The organism is Methylorubrum podarium (assembly GCF_040270385.1).
GTDB lineage: Bacteria > Pseudomonadota > Alphaproteobacteria > Rhizobiales > Beijerinckiaceae > Methylobacterium > Methylobacterium podarium.
Genome location: NZ_JBELQE010000007.1, coordinates 24,083 through 47,287, shown reverse-complemented (window position 1 = coordinate 47,287; position 23,205 = coordinate 24,083). Strand labels below are relative to the sequence as shown.

Sequence of the window (23,205 nt, the reverse complement as noted above, 5' to 3'; positions counted from 1 at the left end):
TTTACTCGGGAGGTCGCCATGGATGTCGGAAGGCGGATCGAGACGGTGCTCGACGTGGCGGTCTCGCATGCGGAGGCGCCGGGTGCACCGCCGCTCCTGGCCGAGGCGATCCGCTACGCCGTCTTCCCCGGCGGCCATCGCATCCGTCCCCGCCTCTGCATCGCCGTGGCGCTCGCCTGCGGTGACGACGATCCCGGCGCCTCCGATGCCGCGGCGGCGGCGATCGAGCTGCTGCACTGCGCCTCCCTCGTCCACGACGACCTGCCCTGCTTCGACGACGCGCCGATGCGCCGGCAGAAGCCGTCGGTCCACGCCGCCTTCGGCGTTCCGCTCGCCGTCCTGACCGGCGACGCGCTGATCGTTGCCGCCTTCGAGACGCTGGCGCGGGGCGCCGCCCGCTCGCCCGCCCGGCTGGCGTCCCTCGTCGGGCTCGTCGCCCGCGCCGTCGGCTCGCCGGCGGGCATCGTCGCGGGCCAGGCCTGGGAATCCGAGCCGCATGTCGATCTCGTCGAGTACCAGCAGGCCAAGACCGGGGCGCTGTTCGCCGCCGCGACCGTCGCCGGCGCGGCGGCCGCGGGCGCCGCGCCCTTGCCCTGGCGCCTGCTCGGCGAGTGCCTCGGCGAAGCCTATCAGGTCGCCGACGACCTGCGCGACGTCGCCTGCCGTCAGGAGGAGATCGGCAAACCCGCCGGCCGCGACGCGACCCTCGGACGCCCGAACGCCGCCGCCCTCCTCGGAATGAGCGGTGCCCTTGAGCGGCTCAAGCGGCTGACGCGGGAGGCGATCGAGGTGATCCCGACCTGTCCGGGGCAGGACGCCATGCGCGCCGAGATCGAAGCGCAGACGCGACTGTTCCTGCCCGCTTCCCTGCGCGAACTCGCGTGAGGCCGCCGTGCCGCCCGGCGCGATGACGGAGATCGGGCCGGCGCCGCGGCATCCCGGCTGGCGCGAGCGCTGGCTCGCCCTGCGCAACCGCCTGGTGGCCTCACCGGGCTTCCAGCGCTGGGCGGCCGGTTTCCCGCTCACTCGCCGGATCGCGCAGCGCAACACGCGGGCCCTGTTCGATCTCTGCGCCGGCTTCGTCTACGCGCAGGTGCTGTTCGCCTGCGTCCGGCTCGACCTGTTCGGATTGCTGCGGGCCGGCCCGCTCGGCCCGGAGGCCATCGCCCACCGGCTCGGCCTGTCGCCGGAGCGCGGGCTAACCCTGCTCCGAGCCGCAACCTCCCTCGGCCTGATCGCGCGGCTGCCCGACGGCCGCTTCGCGCTCGCCGACCTCGGCGCGGCGCTGATCGGCAATCCCTCGATCGCCCTGATGATCGAGCATCACGCGATGCTCTACGCGGATCTGGCCGACCCCGTCGCGCTGCTGCGCGGCGAGGCGGGCGCGACCCGGCTCGCCGGCTACTGGCCGTACGCCGATGCGGGGAATGCCGGCTCGATCCACCCCGAATCGGTGGCTGCCTACAGCCGGTTGATGGCGGCCTCGCAGGCACTGATCGCCGACGACGTCCTCGACGCGCTCCCGCTCGCCGGCCGGACCTGCCTCATGGATGTCGGAGGCGGGGAGGGCGTCTTCCTGACGCACGCCGCCCGACGCCACCCGGATCTGGCGCTGCGCCTGCTCGATCTGCCGCCGGTCGCCGAGCGGGCCGCGGCGCGGTTTGCGGCCGAGGGGATCGGCGACCGGGTGACCTGCTTCGGCCAGACCTTCCTCGACGGTCCGCTGCCGACGGGGGCCGACGCGATCAGCCTCGTGCGCGTGATCCATGATCACGACGATGCGGCGGCCCTGGCGATCCTCAGGGCGGTCCACGCGGCGCTGCCGCCCGGCGGTCTCGTCGTCATCGCCGAGCCGATGGCCGGAACCGGCGGCGCGGAGCCGGTCGGCGACGCGTATTTCGGATTCTACCTCCTCGCGATGGGAAGCGGCCGGCCGCGGCGAGTGGAGGAACTGGCCGGCATGCTCGCCCAGGCCGGATTCGCCGCGATCCGCGAGAAAAGCACCCGCAGGCCGCTCCTCGCACGACTTATCGTCGCCGTTCGGTGAGCGGAATGTAATCTTTCCTTGACGGGACGTTGTGTCCATCTAGATTGACACTATGCGGTCCTGCATCCGGCAGAGTCGCCAACAAGAGAGAGCGGAGGCACGAACATGGAGGCGTTGGCCGTCGTTCTCGAGCGACCGGAGCACCTGGCGCTCAGCCGCCTCGCGCTCACCCCAGCTGCCCAAGGCGACGCGGTCGTCGCCGTTTCCTGGAGCGGAATCAGCACGGGAACCGAGCGGCTGCTCTGGTCCGGCCGGATGCCGCCCTTCCCCGGCATGGGCTACCCGCTCGTGCCGGGATACGAGTCGGTCGGCACGGTGGTCGAGGCCGAGGCCGGAAGCGGCCTGCGCGTCGGACAGACCGTGTTCGTCCCCGGCGCCCGCTGCTTCGGCGAGGTCAAGGGCCTGTTCGGCGGCGCGGCCTCGCACCTGATCGCCCCCGCCTCCCGCCTCGTCCCGGTGGATGCCGCCCTCGGCGACCGGGCCTGCCTGATCGCGCTCGCGGCGACCGCCTACCACGCCCTCTCCGGCATCGTCCCCGGCGAGCGGAACCTGATCGTCGGCCACGGCGTGCTCGGCCGGCTGCTGGCGCGGCTGACGCTGCTCGCGGGCGCCGAGCCGGTCGTCTGGGAGCGCGAGCCGCTGCGGTCCGAAGGCGCGTTCGGTTACGCCGTGCTCGCGCCCGAGGACGACCCGGCCCGCGACTATCCGGTCGTCACCGACGTCAGCGGCGATTCAGGCCTCCTCGACACGCTGATCGGCCGTCTCGCCCCCGGCGGCGAGATCGTGCTCGCCGGCTTCTACGAGGCGCCGCTCGCCTTCGCCTTCCCGCCCGCCTTCATGCGCGAGGCCCGCATCCGGGTCTCGGCGGAGTGGCGGCCGGCCGACCTCGCCGCGGTCCGTACGCTGATCGAGGCCGGCAGCCTGTCGCTCGACGGCCTCATCACCCACCGGGTGCCCGCCTCGGCGGCGCCGGAGGCCTACCGCACGGCCTTCGCCGACCCGTCCTGCCTGAAGATGATCCTCGATTGGAGGACCTGCTCATGAATCTCCAGCTCAACAAGGCGGCGCTCGCCGCCGCCGCCACGCTGCGGGACGAGGCCGCCATCGAGCCCGATCCGGTCGCCACCGGCGAGGTGAAGCGCGAGACGCAGATCATCGCGATCTACGGCAAGGGCGGCATCGGCAAGTCGTTCACCCTGGCCAACCTCAGCTACATGATGGCCCAGCAGGGCCGGAAGGTGCTGTTGATCGGCTGCGACCCGAAGAGCGACACGACCTCGCTCCTGTTCGGCGGGCGCGCCTGCCCGACCATCATCGAGACCTCCACCAGGAAGAAGCTCGCGGGCGAGGCGGTCGCCATCGGCGACGTCTGCTTCAAGCGCGACGGCGTCTACGCGATGGAGCTCGGCGGACCGGAAGTCGGTCGCGGCTGCGGCGGGCGCGGCATCATCCATGGCTTCGAGCTTCTGGAAAAGCTCGGCTTCCACGAATGGGGCTTCGACTACGTCCTGCTCGACTTCCTCGGCGACGTGGTCTGCGGCGGCTTCGGCCTGCCGATCGCCCGGGACATGTGCCAAAAGGTCATCGTCGTCGGCTCCAACGACCTGCAATCACTCTACGTCGCCAACAACGTCTGCTCGGCGGTGGAGTATTTCCGCAAGATGGGCGGCAATGTCGGCGTCGGCGGCCTCGTCATCAACAAGGACGACGGCACCGGCGAGGCGCAGGCGTTTGCGAGGGCCGCCGGCATTCCGGTGCTGGCCTCGATCCCGGCCGACGACGACATCCGCCGCAAGAGCGCCAACTACGAGATCATCGGCAAGCCCGAGGGGCGCTGGGGCTCGCTCTTCGCCGACCTCTCGCAGAACGTGGCGGAGGCCGCGCCGCACCAGCCGAAACCGCTGAGCCAGGACGCCCTGCTCGGCCTGTTCTCCAGCGAAGCCACCGGGCGCGACGTCGTGCTGGAGCCCGCCACCCTCGAGGACATGTGCGGGCGGACCAGCCTCGCCAAGCCGTCCCTCGAAATCGTCTACGACGAGGTCTGAGCCATGGCGGTCAGCCTCGACATCGCCGCGCTCCGCGCACGCCGCCCCGAGGGCATCGACATCGCCGCGACGCAGGGCGACGGGCTCGGCTGCCACGCCGGCAAGGATGCGATGCGAGCGGCCGCCGAGGCCGCCGGCCTGTCGGCGACGCTGGAACAGTACAAGCGGGACTACCCGGCCGGTCCGCACGACCAGCCGCAGAGCATGTGCCCGGCCTTCGGCAGCCTTCGCGTCGGCCTGCGGATGCGGCGCACCGCGACGATCCTGTCGGGCTCCGCCTGCTGCGTCTATGGGCTCACCTTCACCTCGCACTTCTACGGCGCGCGGCGCAGCGTCGGCTACGTCCCGTTCAATTCCGAGACGCTCGTCACCGGCAAGCTGTTCGAGGATATCCGCGAGGCGGTCCACGCCTCCGCCAAGCCCGAGGAGTGCGACGCCGTCGTCGTCATCAACCTCTGCGTCCCGACCGCCTCGGGCGTGCCGCTGCGGCTGCTGCCGAAGCAGATCGACGGGGTGCGCGTCATCGGCATCGACGTACCGGGCTTCGGCGTGCCGACCCATGCCGAGGCCAAGGACGTGCTGGCTGGCGCGATGCTCAAATTCGCCCGCACGGAGGCCGAGCAGGGCCCGGTCCAGGCCCCGCGCGGTGGTCGCTCGGAGCGCCCCTCCGTCGCGCTGATCGGCGAGATGTTCCCCGCCGATCCCGTGGTGATCGGCGGGCTCCTCGAACCGCTCGGCCTCAGCGCCGGGCCGGTCGTGCCGACGCGGGAATGGCGCGAACTCTACGGCGCCCTCGATGCGGCGGCGGTGGCGGCGATCCACCCGTTCTACACCGCGAGCGTGCGCGAGTTCGAGGCGGCCGGGCGCCCGGTGGTGGGCTCCGCCCCCGTCGGCCACGACGGCACCGCCGAGTGGCTGGAGGCCATCGGCAACGTCTGCGACGTCCCGCGGGACAAGATCGCGGCGGCGCAGAACCGATGGCTGCCGGCGATCCGCGGCGCGCTCTCCGCGGCGCCGATCCGCGGACGCATCACGCTCTCGGGTTACGAGGGCTCGGAACTGCTGGTCGCGCGCCTCCTCGTCGAGAGCGGCGCCGAGGTGCCCTATGTCGGCACCGCCTGTCCGCGCACGCCCTGGTCCGAACCCGACCGGGCGTGGCTGGAAGCGCGCGGCGTCCGCATCCGGTACCGCGCCTCGCTGGAGGACGACCTCGCCGCGTTCGAGGAATTCCGGCCGGATCTCGCCATCGGCACGACCCCGGTGGTGCAGAAGGCGAAGGAGGCCGGCACGCCGGCGCTCTACTTCACCAACCTGATCTCGGCGCGCCCCCTGATGGGGGCGGCCGGCGCCGGCTCGCTCGCCAAGGTGGTGAACGCGGCGCTCGCCAACCGGCCGCGCTTCGATGCCATGCGCGCCTTCTTCGAGGGGGTCGGCACCGGCCACGCCGCCGGCATCTGGCAGGACGTGCCGCGGATCAAGGCCGCGCCGAAGGCGCAGGCCCCCGAGAAACCGGTCGGGGAGATGGCGTGATGCTCGTCCTCGATCACGACCGGGCCGGCGGCTACTGGGGGGCGGTCTACGTCTTCACCGCGATCAAGGGATTGCAGGTCGTCATCGACGGCCCCGTGGGCTGCGAGAATCTGCCGGTCACCTCGGTCCTCCACTACACCGACGCGCTGCCGCCGCACGAATTGCCCATCGTCGTCACCGGCTTGGCGGAGGAGGAGCTCGGCCGCCACGGCACGGAAGGAGCGATGAAGCGAGCGCACGGCACGCTCGATCCCGGCCAGCCGAGCGTCGTGGTGACGGGCTCCATCGCCGAGATGATCGGCGGCGGCGTCACGCCGGAGGGGACCGGGCTGCAGCGCTTCCTGCCGCGCACCATCGACGAGGACCAGTGGCAATCCGCCGACCGGGCGATGAGCTGGCTCTGGCAGGAATACGGCGCGCGGCGCTTCGCCAAGAAGGGCATTCCGGCCCGGCCCGAGCGCAAGCCCGGGGAGAAGCCGCGGGTCAACATCATCGGCCCGGCCTACGGCACCTTCAACATGCCCTCGGACCTCGCCGAGATCCGCCGCCTCGTCGAGGGCATCGGCGCCGAGGTGAACCTCACCTTCCCGCTCGGCTCGCATCTCGCCGACGTGCCCAAGCTCGTCAACGCGGATGCCAATATCTGCCTCTACCGCGAGTTCGGCCGCCTGCTCTGCGAGAGCCTGGAACGGCCCTACCTCCAGGCGCCGATCGGGGTACTTTCGACCACCAAGTTCCTGCGCTCGCTCGGCGAGATCCTCGGGATCGATCCCGAGCCCTTCATCGAGCGCGAGCGCCACACCACGATCAAGCCGGTCTGGGACCTGTGGCGCTCGGTGACGCAGGACTTCTTCGGGACGGCGAGCTTCGGCATCGTCGCGACCGAGACCTACGCGCGGGGTGTGCGCCACTTCCTCGAAGAGGAGATGGGCCTGCCCTGCCACTTCGCCTTCGCGCGCAGCGCCGGGACCAAGCCCGACAACGCCGCGGTGCGCGAGGCGATCAAGGCCAACCCGCCGCTGGTCCTGTTCGGCTCCTTCAACGAGCGGATGTACCTCGCCGAGAGCGGCGGGCGGGCGGCCTACGTCCCCGCCTCGTTCCCCGGCGCGATCATCCGGCGGCACACCGGAACGCCCTTCATGGGCTACGCCGGCGCGACCTACCTCGTGCAGGAGGTCTGCAACGCCCTGTTCGACATGCTCTTCCACATCCTGCCGCTCGCCCGCGACATGGATGCGGTGGAGGCCACCCCCGCCCGGACGCACCGCGAACTGCCCTGGGACGAGGCGGCCCGCGCCCTTCTCGACGCGCTGGTCGAGCGGCATCCCGTCCTCACCCGCATCTCCGCCGCCAAGCGCCTGCGCGACGCCGCCGAGCGCGCCGCGCGCCGGGCCGCCGCCGACCGTGTCGCGCCCGCCCATGTCGAGCGGGCGCAGAGCGACCTCACCGCGGGAGCCGCCGCATGAGCGCGCTCCTCCATCCTCTTCACCCTCCGGCCCCACGCCGCGCCGGACAGCCTGCGGAGGCACCTGCCATGGGAGTCGTCATGCAACGATCGATGCCCGCATCGTCGCGCCTGCACAGCGAGGCGATCCAGTTCCGGATCATTCTGGCCGCGACCTACCCGTTCTTTCTCGCCGCGGCGATCGTGCAGCGCGTCCTGCCGCGGCAGGCGCAGCGGCGCGGCCTGCCGCCGGTGCGGCGCTCGATCTTCGGCGAGGCCAAGGCCATGGCGGTCTCGGCCATCCCCTTCGCCTTCATGGGCTAGCGCGCCCCAAGCACTTCCGTGCGGTGACACGGGGGACCCTGCGCCGTGATGTCATCGAGTCACGGCGACACCCGCCGCGCCTTTGCCAAGCGCGCGGCATAACCAGCGGAGGTTCGATCGATGGCCAACGGTATCACTGAAAGACCGAGCAGCCTGTCCGGGCTGACGGAACCCGAAGCCAAGGAGTTCCACGCGATCTTCTTGACGAGCTTCATCATCTTCACGGCGATCGCCGTGGTCGCCCACATCCTCGTCTGGCTGTGGCGGCCCTGGCTTCCCGGGCCGAAGGGCTACGCCCTTCTTGACGGCGTGACGAACGCCGCACACGGCCTCGTGTCGATGATCGGCTGAGGAGGCGCGCGATGCACAAGATCTGGCTTCTGTTCGATCCGCGGCGCACCCTCGTCGCGCTCTTCACCTTCCTGTTCGTTCTGGCGCTGCTGATCCACTTCATCCTGCTCAGCACCGACCGGTTCAACTGGCTCGAAGGCCCGAAGGACGCGAAGGCGGCCGCCGCCCACAGCCTCGTCCTCCCGACGATGCCGGGCTGACCGGCTTCCTCGCCGGTCCTGCCGCGGGCGGGCGCGCCTGCCCCGGCATCCTCCATCCTCACCTTGGGGATCTCCGCCATGGCGATGCTGAGCTTCGAGCGCAAATACCGGGTCCGCGGCGGCACCCTGCTGGGCGGTGACCTCTTCGATTTCTGGGTCGGCCCGTTCTACGTCGGCTTCTTCGGCGTCACGACGATCTTCTTCTCGGTGCTCGGCACCGCGCTGATCCTCTACGGCGCGGCGATCGGCCCGACCTGGAACATCTGGCAGATCAACATCGCGCCCCCGGATCTGAAATACGGGTTGGCGCTGGCGCCCCTGAAGGAAGGGGGCCTGTGGCAGATCATCACCTTCTGCGCGGTTGGGGCGTTCGCCTCCTGGGCGCTGCGCGAGGTCGAGATCTGCCGCAAGCTCGGCATCGGCTACCACGTGCCGTTCGCCTTCTCGGTGGCGATCTTCGCCTACGTCACGCTGGTGGTGATCCGCCCGCTCCTGATGGGCGCCTGGGGCTACGGCTTCCCCTACGGCATCCTCTCGCACCTCGATTGGGTGTCGAACACCGGCTACCAGTACCTGCACTTCCACTACAATCCCGCGCACATGCTCGCCGTGAGCTTCTTCTTCACGACGACCTTGGCGCTGGCGCTCCACGGCTCGCTGATCCTGTCCTCGACCAACCCCGCCAAGGGCGAGACGGTGAAGACGCCCGAGCACGAGGACACCTACTTCCGCGACACGATCGGCTACTCGATCGGGACGCTCGGCATCCACCGGCTGGGCCTGTTCCTCGCGCTCTCCGCGGGATTCTGGAGCGCGGTCTGCATCGTCATCTCGGGGCCCTTCTGGACGCAAGGGTGGCCGGAATGGTGGGGCTGGTGGCTCAACCTGCCCGTGTGGCGGTGAAACGGATCGCCGTCCGGCGTCCGCGCCGGCCGGCTTGAGGCGCAGGTCCGATCTTCGGGCGCGGGATTCTCCGCCGACGGCGCGAGCCTCCCTGAGCGACCGCAGGTCCATGGAGGGAGACGCCGTGGCCTACTATCAGAACATCTTCACCCAGGTGCAGGTGCGCCCGGTCGAGCCGGAGCACGGCATCCCGATCTCGGTCGATTCCCGTGTCGGGCGGCCGTTCAACAGCTACCTGTTCGGGCTGATCGGCAATTCCCAGGTCGGACCGATCTACGGCGGCTATCTCGGGGCGCTGTCCTTCGCCTGCGGCCTGATCGCCTTCGAGATCATCGGCCTCAACATGTGGGCCAGCGTGAACTGGGATCCGATCCAGTTCGTGCGCCAGCTGCCCTGGCTGGCGTTGGAGCCGCCCCTGCCCAAATACGGCCTCAAGGTGCTGCCGCCGCTCAACGAGGGCGGATGGTGGCTGATCGCGGGCTTCTTCCTCACCACCTCGATCCTGCTCTGGTGGGTCAGGATGTATCGCCGCGCCCGCGCGCTCGGCCTCGGCACGCACGTGCCCTGGGCCTTCGCCTCGGCGATCTGGCTCTACCTCGTGCTCGGCTTCATCCGGCCGCTGCTGATGGGGTCGTGGAGCGAGGCGGTGCCCTTCGGCATCTTCCCGCACCTCGATTGGACCGCGGCGTTCTCGCTGCGCTACGGCAACCTGTTCTACAACCCGTTCCACATGCTCTCGATCGTCTTCCTCTACGGGTCGACGCTGCTCTTCGCCATGCACGGGGCGACGATCCTCGCCACCAGCCGCTACGGGTCGGAGCGTGAGATCGACCAGATCGTCGATCGCGGCACCGCGACCGAGCGCGCCGCGCTGTTCTGGCGCTGGACCATGGGCTTCAACGCCACGATGGAGTCGGTTCACCGCTGGGCGTGGTGGTTCGCGGTGCTGACGACGCTGACCGGCGGCATCGGCATCCTGCTGACCGGCACCGTGGTGGACAACTGGTACCTGTGGGCGGTCAAGCACGGCGTCGCGCCGTCCTATCCGCAGATCTACGGACCGATCACCGACCCGCTCGCGACGCCAGGGGGGACGCCATGAAGACTCTGCTCGTCGTCGCGGGCGCGGTCGTCGCCCTGTTCCTCACCATCGCCCAGTTCGGCACCGCCGGCTGGACCAAGCCGCCGATCCTCGCCCAGCAGCACGGCTTCCGCGGCACGGGCATGGATCAGATCCAGACCAAGGCCGGCGCGGCGGCGCTCAAGGCCGCCAACCTGCCGCCGACCCCCGCCGAACCGGTCGAGGCCGGGACCGAGAAGGCCGGCGCGGTCTACGAGAACGTCAAGGTTCTCAAGGATCTGAGCGTCGAGGAATTCAACCGCCTGATGGTCTCGATGACGGAATGGGTCAGCCCCGAGCAGGGCTGCACCTACTGCCACAACACCGAGAACATGGCCGACGACAGCCTCTACCAGAAGCACGTCGCCCGGCGGATGATCCAGATGGTGCAGCACATCAACACGGACTGGAAGGAGAAGCATGTCGGCGAAGCCGGGGTGACCTGCTACACCTGCCACCGCGGCCAGCCCGTGCCGACGAACATCTGGTTCCAGAATCCGGGGCCGAACTACAAGAGCGGCTTCATCGCCCGCAACAACGGGCAGAACATGGCCTCGCCCTCCGTCGGCCTCGCCTCTCTGCCCTACGACACGCTGAGCGAGTTCTTCGCGAAGAAGGATGTCGACGAGAACCTGATCCGCGTGAACGCGACGACAGCGTTGCCGGAGAGCAAGGGCAAGCCGATTCAGGCCGCCGAGCGGACCTATGGCCTGATGATGCACATGTCGTCGTCGCTCGGCGTCAACTGCACCTACTGCCACAACACCCGGGCGATCTCGAACTGGTCGCAGAGCACGCCTCAGCGGACCCTGGCCTGGCACGCGATCCGCATGGTGCGCGATCTCAATGGCGACTATATCGAGCCGCTGACCACGACCTTCCCGCCCAACCGTCTCGGCCCGACCGGTGACGCGCCGAAGCTGAACTGCGCCACCTGCCACAACGGGCAGAGCAAACCCCTGGCGGGCGCGCACGTGGTCGAGACCTACCCCGAACTCACCAAGAACACGGCCGAGATGGCGGCGGCGCCGCAGACCCCGGCAGCGCCCGAGGCGCCGCCGGAGGCACCCGCAACCCCGCCGCAATAGCGGGCGGTCCTGTCCGTTGGACGGATCGAGAAACGACGAGCCGCCGGTCCATCGGGCCGGCGGTTTTTTTCGTACCGACCCGCCGTCGAGGATATCCGCCCGGTGAAGACGGGTTAGCCTTTTCGGCTCGCTTCGCTCGGTTTCCACAGCCGTCAAATAACTGTCGGGACTGTGTTCTAGACACGTCGGGACGGCACGCCGGAGCGCGTTCAATCGATCCGTCGGCGACGGCGAAGCGACTTAAGAATATGTTCAATATTTCGCTAGATCGAAAGACGTAACCCTTCCTGATTAGAGCATGTATGCTGAAATTTAGTCGCATTTTCGGGTATCAAGACGCTCATTCGGCAGGGGTCACGTGACGGTCGGAATGGCGGCGAATCCGGACCGCGGTGCATCAAGGGGGACGATGGTGAGCGACAGGCGCGACAAGAACGAGATTGCCGCCGCACTCCGGCAGTGCAAATCGGCCTTCGTGGGGGTGGCCGTGATGAGCGGCCTCGTGAACATCCTCTATCTCACCGGCTCGTTCTTCATGCTCGAGGTCTACGACCGCGTGATCCCGAGCCGCTCCGTGCCGACCCTGATCGGGCTGGCCGCGCTCGCCCTCGCCCTCTACGCCTTCCAGGGCGTGCTCGAAGCCATCCGCGGGCGCATCCTCGCCCGGGTCGGCGCGGCGCTGGACGAGTCGTTGAGCGGGCGCGTGTTCGATCTCGTGGTGCGCGCGCCCCTCAAGGGCACGAACCAGGGCGACGGTCTCCTGCCCCTGCGCGACCTCGACCAGATCCGCGCCTTCCTGTCCGGTTCCGGCCCCTCGGCCTTCTTCGACCTGCCGTGGATGCCGTTCTACCTCGCGATCTGCTTCCTGTTCCATCCGCTGATCGGCGTCGCCGCCCTCGTCGGCATGGGCATTCTCGTCGCCCTGACCTTCCTCACCGACCGCGCCAGCAAGGACCCGACGCGGGAGGCGACCAGCCACGGCATGCGCCGCAACGGACTGGCCGATGCCGGCCGCCGCAACGCCGAGGTGCTGGCCGCCATGGGCATGCAGGACCGCCTCGCCGCTCGCTGGGCCTCGGCCAACCGCGACTACATGAACGCCCATCAGGCCGTGGCGGATGCCGGAAGCGGCTTCGGCGCCGGCTCGAAGGTCTTCCGCATGGCGCTGCAATCGGGCGTGCTCGCGCTCGGCGCGTGGCTCGTCATCCACAACGAGGCCAGCGCCGGCGTCATCATCGCGAGCTCGATCCTCGTCTCCCGCGCTCTGGCGCCCGCGGAGCTCACCATCGCCAACTGGAAGGGCTTCGTCGCCGCCCGCCAGAGCTGGCACCGCCTGTCCGAGCTGCTGGCGCGGATGCCGCAAGGCGCGCGTCCGCACGCCCTGCCGGCTCCGAGTGAGACCATCACCGTCGAGAACGCCAGCATCGCTCCGCCCGGCGCGCCCCGGCTCGTGGTGCAGGACGTCAGCTTCGGCCTCCGCGCCGGTCAGGGCCTCGGCATCATCGGCCCCTCGGCCTCCGGCAAGTCCTCGCTGGTCCGGGCGCTCGTCGGCGTCTGGCCGCCGGTGCGCGGAAAGGTCCGCTTCGATGGCGCGGCGCTCGATCAGTGGTCGAGCACGGATCTCGGCGCGCATATCGGCTTCCTGCCGCAGGAGGTGGAGCTGTTCGCCGGCACGGTCGCCGAGAACATCGCCCGCTTCGAGCCCGACGCCCCGGCCGAAGCGATCATCGCGGCGGCCAAGGCGGGCGGCGTCCACGAGCTCATCCTGCGGCTGCCCGAGGGCTACGACACCCGCATCGGCGAGGGCGGCTCCGGCCTCTCCGCCGGGCAGCGCCAGCGCGTCGGGCTCGCCCGCGCGCTCTATCGCGAGCCCTTCCTCGTGGTGCTCGACGAGCCCAACGCCAACCTCGACAGCGAGGGCGAGAACGCCCTGACGCAGGCGATCCTCGGCGTGCGCCAGCGCGGCGGCATCTGCGTGGTCGTCGCCCACCGGCCGAGTGCGCTCGCCGCCCTCGACCTGATCCTGATGATGGCCGACGGCCGCGCCCAGGCCTTCGGCCCGAAGGACGAGATCCTCAAGCGCGTGCTGCGCCCGGCGCCGACGCCCGTTCCCGCCGACGCTCCGGCCGCGCAGGTTGCCGCGCCCACGATCCGTGAGAGTGCCTGATGTCCTCGACGCTAGCTCCCTCGACGCTCGCCCCCCTGAGCGGCCTCGCCCCAGCGCTGCCGCGGCCCGTCGCCCACGGCTCGATCCGTCGCCACCTCGCCGTCGCCATCGGCCTCTCCGTGGCACTCGTCTGCGGCGTGGGCGGCTGGGCCGTCTTCACCGACATCTCGGCCGCGGTGATCGCGCCCGGCCAGCTCGTGGTCGAGACCGACGTCAAGAAGGTCCAGCATCCCACGGGCGGCGTCGTCGGCCAGCTCCTCGCCCGCGAGGGCCAGCGGGTCGCCGCCGGCGACGTGCTGATCCGCCTCGACGAGACCCAGACCCGGGCCAACCTCGACATCGTCCTGAAGGCGATGGACGAGCTCTCCGCCCGCCGCGCCCGCGACGAGGCCGAACGCGACGGGTTCAAGACCATCACCTTCCCGCCCGAACTCGTCGCCCGCATCGACACCGATCCCACCGTCGCCCGGCTGATCGACGGCGAATCGCGCCTGTTCGCGTCGCGCGTCGCCGGCCGCGAGGGCCAGAAGGCGCAGCTGCGCGAGCGCATCGACCAGCTCCGCCAGGAGATCGACGGGCTCACCAAGCAGGCGGCGGCCAAGGACCGCGAGATCAACCTGATCGGCCACGAGCTGACCGGCGTTCGCGACCTCTACGCCAAGAACCTCGTGCCGCTCTCGCGGGTCACGGCACTCGAGCGCGACGCCGCCCGGCTGGAGGGCGAGCGCGGCCAGCTCGTCGCCTCCACGGCCTCCGCCCGCGGCAAGGTCGCCGAGACCGAGCTGCAGATCATCCAGATCGACGGCGAGATGCGCACCGAGACCGGCAAGGATCTGGCCGAGATCCGCGGCAAGTGGTCGGAGCTGCGCGAGAAGCGGGTCGCGGCGGAGGACCAGCTCAAGCGGGTCGAGCTGCGCGCGCCGCAGGACGGCTACGTGCACCAGATGAACGTGCACACCGTCGGCGGCCTCGTGGTGCCGAGCGAGCCGGCGATGCTGATCGTGCCCGCCTCCGACCAGCTCCTCGTCGAGGTGCGGGTGCAGCCGCAGGACATCGACAACGTGCGGGTCGGGCAGAAGGCGGTGCTGCGCTTCCCCGCCTTCAACACGCGCACCACGCCGGAGATCGACGGCGAGGTGGTGCGGGTCTCGGCCGACGTGACCCAGGACGCCAAGACCGGCATGAGCTTCTACACGGCGCGCATCCGCATTCGCGAGGACCAGAAGGAGCGCCTGTCGGGCCTGCGGCTGGTGCCGGGCATGCCGGTGGAATCCTTCACGCAGATCGGCGAGCGCTCGGTGCTGTCCTACCTGACCAAGCCGCTCACCGATCAGATCGCCAAGGCGTGGCGCGAGCGCTGAGCAACTTACCCCCGGGGTGATCGCTTCAGGCGATCACCCCAGTGTCTCTCCGGCCCCGGTCACCGGCGCCCGCCTCCGCGGACAATCCCGGTGCCTTGAGCTTCCGCATCGCTCGGCGCTCTTCGAGAGATTGCCGTGATCTTGCCTCCAAGGCGGGTTGTCTGATAAGGCGACCGCCTCCCCGCGATGTCACCGATGTCATCGCCGGAGCGTCCTTCGCGGCGCTCCGTCCCTTCGAGACACCTTGAACAACAGGCGGCCGGTCTCGAATCCGTGCCGATGTGAGACCGATGAAGATTCGCAACTCGCTCAAGTCGCTGCGCGGCCGTCACCGCGACAATCAGCTCGTGCGCCGCAAGGGCCGGGTCTACGTCATCAACAAGACCCAGAAGCGCTTCAAGGCGCGCCAGGGCTGATCCCGAAGGCGGTTCGGTCTCGCCGCGAATCATGCGCGGCACCGAAGCGCGTTGACGGGAGCCGGGTTCGGGGTGGAAGCTCCGGACCCATGGACGCTCGCCGCACGCCTCTCCTGACCGCCCTCTGCCTCGGCCTCGCCCTCGCGGGCACCGGCTACGCGGCGGCGGCCTCCGAGAAGGCGCGGCCCGAGAAAGAGCGCAAGGCGCATCCGCCGGTCACCCTCGACGATCTCTACACCCGCCTCAAGCAGGCCGGGGACGAGGCCGAGGCCAAGGCGATCGCCACCCTGATTGAGCGCCGTCTCGGCCGATCCGGCAGCGCGACGGCCGATCTCCTCTCCGACCGCGCTCGGCAGGCGATGGGTGGCAACGATCTGCCGCTCGCCGTCGAGCTGATGGACCGCGCCGTCGCCCTGGAGCCGAACTGGTCCGAGGGCTGGAGCCGGCGGGCGACCCTGTTCTGGCGCCTCTCGGATTCCGCGACCGCCATCGCCGACCTGCAGCGCGCCCTGGTGCTGGAGCCGCGCCATTTCGAGGCCTGGGCCGCGCTCGGAAAGCTCTACCTCGCGCAGGAGGACAAGGGCCGTGCCCTCGACGCCTTCCGCCGCGCGGAGGCGCTCTACCCGCAATGGGACGTGCTCAAGAAGGCAATCGAGCGGTTGAAGCCCGAGGTGGACGGGCGCGAGCTCTGAAGCGCGCGTCGTGAGCCTCGCCGACCTCCCGCGCTTCGCCGTCGGCTTCCTCGCGGCGGCCCTTGGGCTCGTCGTGCTGGTTCTCGCCTGCGCGGCGGTGGCGACGCGTCTGATCGCCTGGCGTGTCGAGGCGCGCTACGCGGGCGCTGACCGCAGCGTCGAGATCGAGGGCGGCCGAATTGCTTATCTCGAGGACGGACCTCGGGAGGGGGCGAGGGCGACCGTCGTTCTGCTCCACGGCGCCTCGGCGAACGCCCATGATCCGATGGAGGGTTTCGGGCGCCTCCTCGCCCGAGCCGGCTTCCGGGTCATCGCCTTCGACCGGCCGGGATACGGCAACAGCGACCGCATCGGCGGCGCGGACGCCGCCTCGCCGGCCGCCCAGGGGAGGGCACTCGGAACAGCCCTCGACCGGCTCGGCACCGGGCCGGTGATTCTCCTCGGCCATTCCTGGTCGGGTGCGCTCGCCCTGCGGATGGCCCTGGACCGGCCGGAACAGGTGGCGGGGCTCGTTCTCGTGGCGCCTGTGGCGATGCCGTTCCCGCCGCGCCCGCTGCCCTGGTGGACCGGGATCGCTTTAAGGCCGCCCGTGACGTGGCTGCTGACCCGGACCGTCGCGGTGCCGCTCGGCCTCTATTACCTGCCCTCGGTTGCGAAAAGCGTCTTCCGGCCGGAGCCGGCGGTGGAGAACTACATCGAGGCGAGCCGCGCGCCGCTGATCCTGCGGCCGGGACCGGCGCTCGCCAACATCCAGGATCTCGCCGGGCTGCCAGCGGCGCTGGCCGAGCAGGCGCCGCGCTATGAGACCATCGGCGTGCCCGGCGTGATCATCGCCGGCGAGGCCGATCCGGTCGTCCAGACGCGCGTCCAGGCCGAGCCGTTGAGCCGGGCGATGCCCCGCGCCCGGCAGGTGGTGCTGCCGGGCGCCGGACATATGGTGACCTACACCGCCCCCGACCGGCTGGTGCGCGAAGTCGAGATTTTGGCGGACGTCTCAGAGCGCTAGGCTCGCTCGGCGTGCTCCCGGGTGACGAAGGCGATGCGCACCATGTTCGTCGCGCCCGGAATGCCGAACGGCACCCCGGCCACGACGATCACCCGGTCGCCGATCTCGGCGAAGCGCTCGCGCACCGCGAACTTCGCGGCGCGGAAGGCCATGTCGTCCACGTCGCTGGCGTCCTTGGTGACGATCGGGTGGACGCCCCACGCCATGGTGAGCCGCCGCGCCGTCTCGCGCTTCGGGGTCAGCGCGATGACGCCGGCGTTGGGCCGCGCGCGGGCGAGCCGCAGCACCGTCGAGCCCGAATGGGTCCAGGCCATGATCGAGCGCAGGCCGAGCGCCTCGACGATCTGGTGCGCCGCCGCCGCGATCGCGTCGGAGGCGGTCGGCTCGGGTTCGGAGCGCTGCGCCATCAGGATCGACCAGTAGAGCGCGTCGCGCTCCACCTGCTCGGCAATGCGGCTCATGGTGGCGATCGCGTCGACCGGGAACTGGCCGGCGGCGCTCTCGGCCGAGAGCATCACCGCGTCCGCGCCCTCGTAGACGGCGGTCGCCACGTCGGACACCTCGGCGCGGGTCGGCACCGGCGCGGTGATCATCGATTCGAGCATCTGCGTCGCCACGACGACCGGCTTGCCCAGGCGGCGGGCGCCGCGGGTGATGCGCTTCTGCACGCCCGGCACCTGCTCGAGGGGCATCTCGACGCCGAGATCGCCGCGGGCGACCATGATGCCGTCGGAGATCTCGATGATCTCGTCGAGGCGCGAGAGCGCCTGCGGCTTCTCGATCTTGGCCATGATCAGGGCGCGGCCGGCCGCGACCTTCTTCACCTCGGCCACGTCCTCGGGGCGCTGCACGAAGGAGACGGCGATCCAGTCGGCGCCGGCGGCGAGCCCGGCTTCGAGATCGCCGCGGTCTTTCTCGGTCATCGCCGGGAGCGGCAGCACCGTGTGGGGCAGCGACACGCCCTTGCGGTTCGAGATGCGTCCGCCGACCTCGACGCGGGTGACCGCGCGGCCCTCGCTCACCTCGGTCACGACCAGACGGAGCTTGCCGTCGTCGATCAGAATTCCGTGATCGGGCTCCAGCGCCGACAGGATTTCCGGATGGGGCAGGTACACGCGATCGGTATCGCCCGGCGTCGGATCCGAATCGAGCACGAAGGTCTGGCCGTTCTCCAACTCGGCCGCGTCGCCGACGAAGGTGCCGAGTCGCAGCTTCGGTCCCTGCAGGTCGACGAGGATGCCGATGGGCCGCTTGGCCTCGCGCTCGATGGTGCGAATCACCTCGATCCGCTCGGACAGTTTCTCACGAGCCAAGTGGCTCATGTTGATGCGGAACACGTCCGCTCCGGCATGGAACAGCTTCTCGATCATCTCCGGCGTGTCGGATGCCGGGCCGAGGGTTGCGACGATCTTGGTGCGGCGCGAGCGCTTCAATGGAGCCTCCAACACCCGCTGGACCCGCTGGTCGCGGACATCGCGTGCGGGAACGGCCCGGCAGATGCGCGGCACCTTATGGGGCGGTGCCGTTGGCCGGACTGGGGCTTGCCGGCCACAAGCATCCCTCGGCCCCGAAGGTCAAGGCCGCATCACGGATGCGTGTCGGGAATTTTCCGACACCGGGAACCTTTTCTACGAAACCCTGTTTTTTCCGCCGCTCAACTTTGCGGTACTTGCGGGTTTAACATTTCGTGAACGCAACCGCCGCGGCATCGTCGCTGCGTGTTGCTGGAAAGTCATAGGCAGCTTGGCCTTAACGCTGCTAGCGTCAGCCTAGAATTCAGCACTTTCCAAAGGCGATCCACACCGTGATCAGAGCACTCCTTCTGGGCAGCGCCGCAGCGCTCGCGACCACCGCGGCCCTGGCCGCCGACCTGCCCCGCCGCGAGGCTCCGCCGGTCGCCTTCGCCCCGGTCCCGGTCTTCACCTGGACCGGCTTCTACGCCGGCCTGCACACGGGTTACGCCTTCACCGACAACCCGAACATCCAGACCCGCGGCAACGATCCCTTCACCGCCTCCAACGTCGCGCTCGGCCGCCGCGCCGCCGCGATCAAGAGCGAGGTCGACGGCTTCTCCCGCATCGGCGGCGGCTTCGGCTACAACTATCAGTTCACGCCGGGCGGCGGCTTCGTGGCCGGTCTCGCCTTCGACGCGACCTGGCTCGACCTCGACAAGCGCACGGGCTTCTACGGCACGCCGAACCCGGTCATCGGCAATGCCAGCGTCTACACGCAGAGCCTCGACTTCCTCGGCACCGTCAACGGCAAGCTCGGCTACGCCTTTGACCGGTTCTTCATCTACGGCACCGGCGGTCTCGCCTTCGGTCACGTCAGCTACGGCGCCGACTTCTACAACCCGGGCGCGACGGTGCTGCAGTACACCGGCGGTGGCCGCAAGATCTTCGAGACCGGCTACAACTACGGCGGCGGCATCGAGTACGCGATCCCGGCCGACAGCTTCCTGACCTACTTCTCGGTCGGCCGCTGGCTCGGGATCAAGTCGGACGTGACGATCAAGGCCGAGTACATCCGCTACGACCTCGGCAGCCGCAACGTGCTGGTCAACCAGGTCCTGGCGGCCCCGGCCGGCTCCTACACCTCGCGCTTCTCCACCGAGGGCAGCCTGATCCGCGCCGGCTTCAACTACAAGTTCAGCGGCCTCTGAGCCCTGTCCCATCGCTGATCGAGACGAGCGGGCGTCCCTACGGGGCGCCCGCTTTCGTTTGCGCAAACGGCGACGACGGAAGCACGGCGTGAGGTGATGCCACCCCCTGATGGTCCCCTCGCACTGCCCGACGCCGTCATCGCGAGGCGGAGCCGACGCGATCCAGGGCGCGACCTATCCGGCAAGGGCGTGTCCCGGATTGCAACGGCTTCGCCTTGCAAGGACTGCAGACGGAAAAGTGTTCGGCGCTCAGGCGTCGCGATTCCAGCCGGGACGGCAAACAGAGGTCGGCGACCTCTCGGACCATCGGCGCGATCGCGACAGGAGCAGGGCCCCGAGCTCGCGCGAAGGCGCGCGTCCTACGGCCCGCCCGCCAGCGGCTGTCCGGGATCGGAGAGCTGGATCGTCCAGTTCCGCTGCTGGCCGGTATCGACCTCGATGAAGCCGTTGCGGTCGAAGCCGCGGGCGAGACAATCCTCGACACCGCGGATCGTGAAGGCGGTGTCGCGGGTGCACATCATCGCGCGGCCGCTCCACTCGCCGCCGCGCGTATAGTCCACGGCGTAGATGTAGTAGAACTGCGCCGCCAGCGACCCGCGAAGCAGGGTCTCGCAGTTGCGCGGCTTCAGCTCCCACCAGCCTTCCGTCACCCAGCCCTGCGCATCGCGGTAGCCCAGCGTCACGCCGACCTTGCTGGCGGTCTGGTTGCACAGGCGCAGGTCGGCGAGAGCGGGGAGGGGAAGGGCGGCGAGACCCGCCGCCAGGCTCAGTCCGAGAAGACGGCGACGGGAAGGGCGGACTTTCAATCGGGTCTCAGCCCACGAGGATGACGCGGCAATCGTTGACATTGGTTCGGGTGGGACCCGGCTGAACGAGATCGCCGATTGTCGCGAAGAATCGCGTCGAATCATTGTCCGTCAGCATCGCCCGCGGATCGAGCCCGGCGGCTCGCGCCCGCGCCAGGGTGGTCTCGTCGACGAGGCCGCCCGCGGGATCGGTCGCGGCACCCCGGCCGCCATCGGTCCCGTCGGTGTCGGCGGCGATGCCGGCGATGCCCTCGGCGCCGTCGAGCGCCAGGGCGAGCGCCAGGGCGTATTCCTGGTTCGGCCCGCCGTCGCCCTCGCCGCGGATGGTGACGGTGAGCTCGCCGCCAGAGATCAGCGCGACGCGCCGACCCGCCTGCTTCGCCTCCAGCGCGAGGCGCGCGTGCTCGGCGGCGACTTCGCGCGCCTCGCCCTCAAGGTCGGGACCCAGCATCACCGGCTCGTAGCCGGCGCGGCGGGCGGCCTCGGCGGCCGCCTCCAACGCGTCGATCGGCCGGGCGATGATGCGGTACTCGGCGCGGGCGAAGGCCGGATCGCCCGCCTTCGGCGTCTCGTTGGCCGGATCGTTCAGCAGGGCCAGCGCCGAGTCGGGCAGGGTGATGCCGCGGCGCTCGCAGATCGCCCGCGCATCGGCCAGCGTCGAGGGGTCCGGCACGGTCGGGCCGGAGGCGATCACCGAAGGGTCGTCGTGCGGCACGTCCGAGATCGCCAGCGTCAGGATCGATTTCGCGTTCCGCGCGGCGACGGCGAGGCGTCCGCCCTTGATGCGCGAGAGGTGCTTGCGCACGGCGTTGATCTCGTTGATCGGCGCGCCCGAGCGCAGCAGCGCCTTGGTGATCGCCTGCTTCTCGGCGAGCGTCAGGGTGCCGGCGGGCGCGATCCAGTTCGCCGAGCCGCCGCCGGAGAGCAGCACCAGAACCTCGTCCTCCGGGCCGGCGCTCGCGGCGATGGCGAGCGCTTCCTTCGTCGCCTCGATGCCCGCGGCATCGGGGACCGGATGGCCGGCCTCGATCATGCGAATGCCGGGCGCGTCCTCGCCGTAGCCGTGGCGCGCCACCGCGAGGCCGACGATCCGGTCCTCCGGCACGCCGTGCTCCTGGCGGTAGAAGCGGCTCGCGACCGCGGCCATGCTGCCGCCGGCCTTGCCCGCACCGAGGATGATGAGCCGTCCCGGCGTCGGCGCCGGCAGGTGGCCGACGAGGCACTTGCGCGGGTGGGCGGCGGCGATCGCCTCGTCGAGGATCGCCGTGAGGAGGGCGCGACGCTCCGCGTTGGCCGGATCGGTCGGGGCAGGGGCGGTCATGGGCGTCCTCGCACGGTTCTTGTTTGAGCGTTTGCTTGCCCGAGCGCTGCCGTGTCGGCAAGCCTCCGCGGCTTCACAAAACTTTCGTGCCGCGAAGCATTCTTTTTGACCGCGGCGCGATCCATCCCTCCCGCGGGCCAGCCATGCCGGGTCTGCCCCTTCCGATCCCGCCGAACCGGCCCAGATATGCGCCCATGCTGTCCATCGAGCCCGAGATCGAAACCCTCCCCGAACATCCTGTGGAACGCATCGCCGGCGATCCCGCCCGCGGTCTCCTGCTCGTGTGCGAGCACGCCTCGAACGCGGTGCCCGAGGATCTGGCACGGCTCGGCGTCGCGGAGCGGGAATTCTCCCGGCACATCGCCTACGACATCGGCGCGGCCGAGGTCACGCGCCGGCTCGCCGCCCGGCTCGGCGTTCCGGCGGTGCTGACGCGGTTCTCGCGGCTCATCATCGACCCGAACCGCGGGCGGCTCGACCCGACTCTGGTGATGCGCCTCTCCGACGGCGCGATCGTGCCCGGCAATGCCCGCATCGACGCGGCCGGCATCGCCGAGCGGATCCGGCGCTTCTACGTGCCCTTCGACCGCGCGGTGGACGAGGCGGTCGCCGAGGCCGAGGCGGCCGGCGTGCGGCCGATGTTCGTGACGATGCACAGCTTCACGCCGTTCTGGCGCACCATCGCCCGGCCGTGGCAGGTCGGCGTGCTCTACGACCGGGATGCCGGGTTGAGCCGCCTGCTGATCGAGGCGCTGAAGGCCGATCCGGCGGGCCTGTGCGTCGGCGACAACCAGCCCTACGGCGGCGGCCTACCGGGCGACACGATCGACCGGCACGCGACGGCGCGCGGCCTGCCCAACGCCCTGGTCGAGATCCGCCAGGACCTGATCGGCGGCCCCGAGGGCCAGGAGGAATGGGCCCAGCGCTTCGCGCGCATCCTCGCACCGATGCTGCGCCCGCCGGCTTGACGCGGAAAGAGCGCGGGACGACCTCTGCGGCATCCCACGACTCAGAGAGCCGCCCCATGACCGAGCCGCTGAACGGAATCGACCCCGCGACCCAGACCGAGCTGGAGGCCGCGGTGTTCCGCCGCCTCGTCGCGCACCTGCGCAACCGCACCGATGTGCAGAACATCGATCTGATGAATCTCGCCGGCTTCTGCCGCAACTGCCTGTCGAACTGGCTCAAGGACGCCGCCGACGAGCGCGGCCTCGGCCTGTCCAAGGACCAGAGCCGCGAGCACGTCTACGGCATGCCCTACGAGGAGTGGAAGCAGAAGCACCAGACGGAGGCGAGCCCCGAGCAGCAGACGCGCTTCGCCTCCGGCGGCGGCGGCCACTGAGGCCGGTCGGGCATCAACGAGCGGGTAAGGTTGATGCCGTAATCCCCGGACATCCGGCGTGGGCCTTCGGGCGCACGCCATCCCTCGCGTGAAGGAGCGCCGCCATGGCTGCCTCGCCTGCCCCCGCCGTCGATCCGTCCTCGGTCGCCGCCGACCAGCTCAAGAGCATCATCGAGCGCATCGAGCGCCTCGAAGAGGAGAAGGCCGGCATCGCGGGCGACATCAAGGACGTCTACGCCGAAGCCAAGGCCAACGGCTTCGACGTGAAGGTGTTGCGCAAGATCATCTCCCTGCGCAAGCGCGACCACGACGAGCGCCAGGAGGAGGAGGCGATCCTCGAACTGTACCTCCAGGCGCTCGGCATGGCGTAGGACCGCGGG

General features: G+C 70.2%; 24 protein-coding genes. 21 read left to right on the top strand and 3 right to left on the bottom strand.

All coding sequences use genetic code 11. From position 1 onward, the window contains the following. Positions 1-18 precede the first annotated feature (18 nt). The 17 genes from ABS772_RS00650 to ABS772_RS00570 all read left to right on the top strand — a co-directional run bounded on the left by ABS772_RS00650 (position 19) and on the right by ABS772_RS00570 (position 16,694). The gene (locus ABS772_RS00650) at positions 19-885 is read left to right on the top strand and encodes a polyprenyl synthetase family protein (RefSeq protein ID WP_350391662.1); all 867 of its coding nucleotides are present in this window, start codon (positions 19-21) and stop codon (positions 883-885) included. Between the two features lie 22 nt (positions 886-907). Then, on the top strand, positions 908-2,047 hold the full coding sequence (locus tag ABS772_RS00645) for a methyltransferase (protein WP_350391670.1): 1,140 nt from the start codon (positions 908-910) through the stop codon (positions 2,045-2,047). A 105-nt stretch (positions 2,048-2,152) separates the two neighbouring features. Next, positions 2,153-3,091 (top strand): chlorophyll synthesis pathway protein BchC, encoded by a 939-nt coding sequence (gene bchC, locus ABS772_RS00640; protein WP_350391661.1) that lies wholly within the window; start codon positions 2,153-2,155, stop codon positions 3,089-3,091. Further along, positions 3,088-4,092 carry a chlorophyllide a reductase iron protein subunit X gene (locus ABS772_RS00635; RefSeq protein ID WP_350391660.1) on the top strand — a complete coding sequence of 335 codons (1,005 nt, stop codon included), beginning with the start codon at positions 3,088-3,090 and terminating at the stop codon, positions 4,090-4,092. Before bchC ends, ABS772_RS00635 begins: the two co-directional genes overlap by 4 nt. A 3-nt stretch (positions 4,093-4,095) precedes the next feature. Then, positions 4,096-5,622: a chlorophyllide a reductase subunit Y gene (gene bchY, locus ABS772_RS00630; RefSeq protein ID WP_350391659.1), complete on the top strand. Its 1,527-nt coding sequence runs from the start codon at positions 4,096-4,098 to the stop codon at positions 5,620-5,622. After that, entirely contained in the window at positions 5,622-7,088 is a 1,467-nt protein-coding gene (bchZ, locus tag ABS772_RS00625; protein ID WP_350391658.1) for a chlorophyllide a reductase subunit Z, read from the top strand. The genes bchY and bchZ overlap by 1 nt, the downstream gene beginning before the upstream one ends. A gap of 68 nt (positions 7,089-7,156) precedes the next feature. Beyond that, the gene (locus ABS772_RS00620; RefSeq protein WP_350391657.1) at positions 7,157-7,390 is read left to right on the top strand and encodes a hypothetical protein; all 234 of its coding nucleotides are present in this window, start codon (positions 7,157-7,159) and stop codon (positions 7,388-7,390) included. Positions 7,391-7,510: 120 nt separating this feature from the next. Next, positions 7,511-7,741 (top strand): light-harvesting antenna LH1, beta subunit, encoded by a 231-nt coding sequence (gene pufB, locus ABS772_RS00615; protein ID WP_183434156.1) that lies wholly within the window; start codon positions 7,511-7,513, stop codon positions 7,739-7,741. A gap of 11 nt (positions 7,742-7,752) precedes the next feature. Beyond that, on the top strand, positions 7,753-7,941 hold the full coding sequence (gene pufA / locus ABS772_RS00610; RefSeq protein ID WP_012454734.1) for a light-harvesting antenna LH1, alpha subunit: 189 nt from the start codon (positions 7,753-7,755) through the stop codon (positions 7,939-7,941). A gap of 78 nt (positions 7,942-8,019) precedes the next feature. Continuing rightward, positions 8,020-8,844: a photosynthetic reaction center subunit L gene (gene pufL, locus ABS772_RS00605; RefSeq protein ID WP_238255504.1), complete on the top strand. Its 825-nt coding sequence runs from the start codon at positions 8,020-8,022 to the stop codon at positions 8,842-8,844. A 124-nt stretch (positions 8,845-8,968) separates the two neighbouring features. After that, a complete protein-coding gene (gene pufM / locus ABS772_RS00600) occupies positions 8,969-9,946 on the top strand; it encodes a photosynthetic reaction center subunit M (RefSeq protein WP_238255520.1) in 978 nt (325 codons plus the stop codon). Then, positions 9,943-11,052 (top strand): photosynthetic reaction center cytochrome PufC, encoded by a 1,110-nt coding sequence (gene pufC, locus ABS772_RS00595; protein WP_350391656.1) that lies wholly within the window; start codon positions 9,943-9,945, stop codon positions 11,050-11,052. Before pufM ends, pufC begins: the two co-directional genes overlap by 4 nt. A 409-nt stretch (positions 11,053-11,461) precedes the next feature. Then, positions 11,462-13,219: a type I secretion system permease/ATPase gene (locus ABS772_RS00590; protein WP_238255506.1), complete on the top strand. Its 1,758-nt coding sequence runs from the start codon at positions 11,462-11,464 to the stop codon at positions 13,217-13,219. Further along, on the top strand, positions 13,219-14,580 hold the full coding sequence (locus ABS772_RS00585) for an HlyD family type I secretion periplasmic adaptor subunit (protein WP_238255507.1): 1,362 nt from the start codon (positions 13,219-13,221) through the stop codon (positions 14,578-14,580). The genes ABS772_RS00590 and ABS772_RS00585 overlap by 1 nt, the downstream gene beginning before the upstream one ends. 290 nt (positions 14,581-14,870) lie before the next feature. Further along, positions 14,871-14,996 carry a type B 50S ribosomal protein L36 gene (gene ykgO / locus ABS772_RS00580; protein ID WP_003601867.1) on the top strand — a complete coding sequence of 42 codons (126 nt, stop codon included), beginning with the start codon at positions 14,871-14,873 and terminating at the stop codon, positions 14,994-14,996. A gap of 89 nt (positions 14,997-15,085) precedes the next feature. Next, positions 15,086-15,688, top strand: coding sequence for a tetratricopeptide repeat protein (locus ABS772_RS00575; protein WP_350391655.1), 603 nt, complete (start codon positions 15,086-15,088; stop codon positions 15,686-15,688). Between the two features lie 10 nt (positions 15,689-15,698). Next, the gene (locus ABS772_RS00570) at positions 15,699-16,694 is read left to right on the top strand and encodes an alpha/beta fold hydrolase (RefSeq protein WP_350391654.1); all 996 of its coding nucleotides are present in this window, start codon (positions 15,699-15,701) and stop codon (positions 16,692-16,694) included. On the opposite strand, the gene pyk is transcribed toward ABS772_RS00570, so the two are convergent. After that, positions 16,691-18,127 (bottom strand): pyruvate kinase, encoded by a 1,437-nt coding sequence (gene pyk, locus ABS772_RS00565; protein WP_350391653.1) that lies wholly within the window; start codon positions 18,125-18,127, stop codon positions 16,691-16,693. The two genes, ABS772_RS00570 and pyk, sit on opposite strands and share 4 nt — an antisense overlap. Before the next feature lie 371 nt (positions 18,128-18,498). Here pyk and ABS772_RS00560 point away from each other — a divergent pair, with 371 nt between their 5' ends. Further along, positions 18,499-19,356 carry an outer membrane protein gene (locus ABS772_RS00560; protein WP_350391652.1) on the top strand — a complete coding sequence of 286 codons (858 nt, stop codon included), beginning with the start codon at positions 18,499-18,501 and terminating at the stop codon, positions 19,354-19,356. Positions 19,357-19,715: 359 nt separating this feature from the next. Here ABS772_RS00560 and ABS772_RS00555 read toward each other — a convergent pair whose 3' ends face one another. Further along, a complete protein-coding gene (locus tag ABS772_RS00555) occupies positions 19,716-20,204 on the bottom strand; it encodes a DUF1036 domain-containing protein (protein WP_238255512.1) in 489 nt (162 codons plus the stop codon). Beyond that, positions 20,170-21,483: a glycerate kinase type-2 family protein gene (locus ABS772_RS00550; RefSeq protein WP_350391651.1), complete on the bottom strand. Its 1,314-nt coding sequence runs from the start codon at positions 21,481-21,483 to the stop codon at positions 20,170-20,172. Before ABS772_RS00550 ends, ABS772_RS00555 begins: the two co-directional genes overlap by 35 nt. Before the next feature lie 194 nt (positions 21,484-21,677). Between ABS772_RS00550 and ABS772_RS00545 the strand changes: the two genes are divergently transcribed. The 3 genes from ABS772_RS00545 to ABS772_RS00535 all read left to right on the top strand — a co-directional run bounded on the left by ABS772_RS00545 (position 21,678) and on the right by ABS772_RS00535 (position 23,196). Next, the gene (locus ABS772_RS00545; RefSeq protein WP_350391650.1) at positions 21,678-22,451 is read left to right on the top strand and encodes an N-formylglutamate amidohydrolase; all 774 of its coding nucleotides are present in this window, start codon (positions 21,678-21,680) and stop codon (positions 22,449-22,451) included. 56 nt (positions 22,452-22,507) lie between these two features. Continuing rightward, on the top strand, positions 22,508-22,825 hold the full coding sequence (locus ABS772_RS00540) for a DUF1244 domain-containing protein (RefSeq protein WP_350391649.1): 318 nt from the start codon (positions 22,508-22,510) through the stop codon (positions 22,823-22,825). A 104-nt stretch (positions 22,826-22,929) separates the two neighbouring features. Next, on the top strand, positions 22,930-23,196 hold the full coding sequence (locus ABS772_RS00535) for a DUF2312 domain-containing protein (protein ID WP_003601858.1): 267 nt from the start codon (positions 22,930-22,932) through the stop codon (positions 23,194-23,196). Positions 23,197-23,205: the final 9 nt, after the last annotated feature.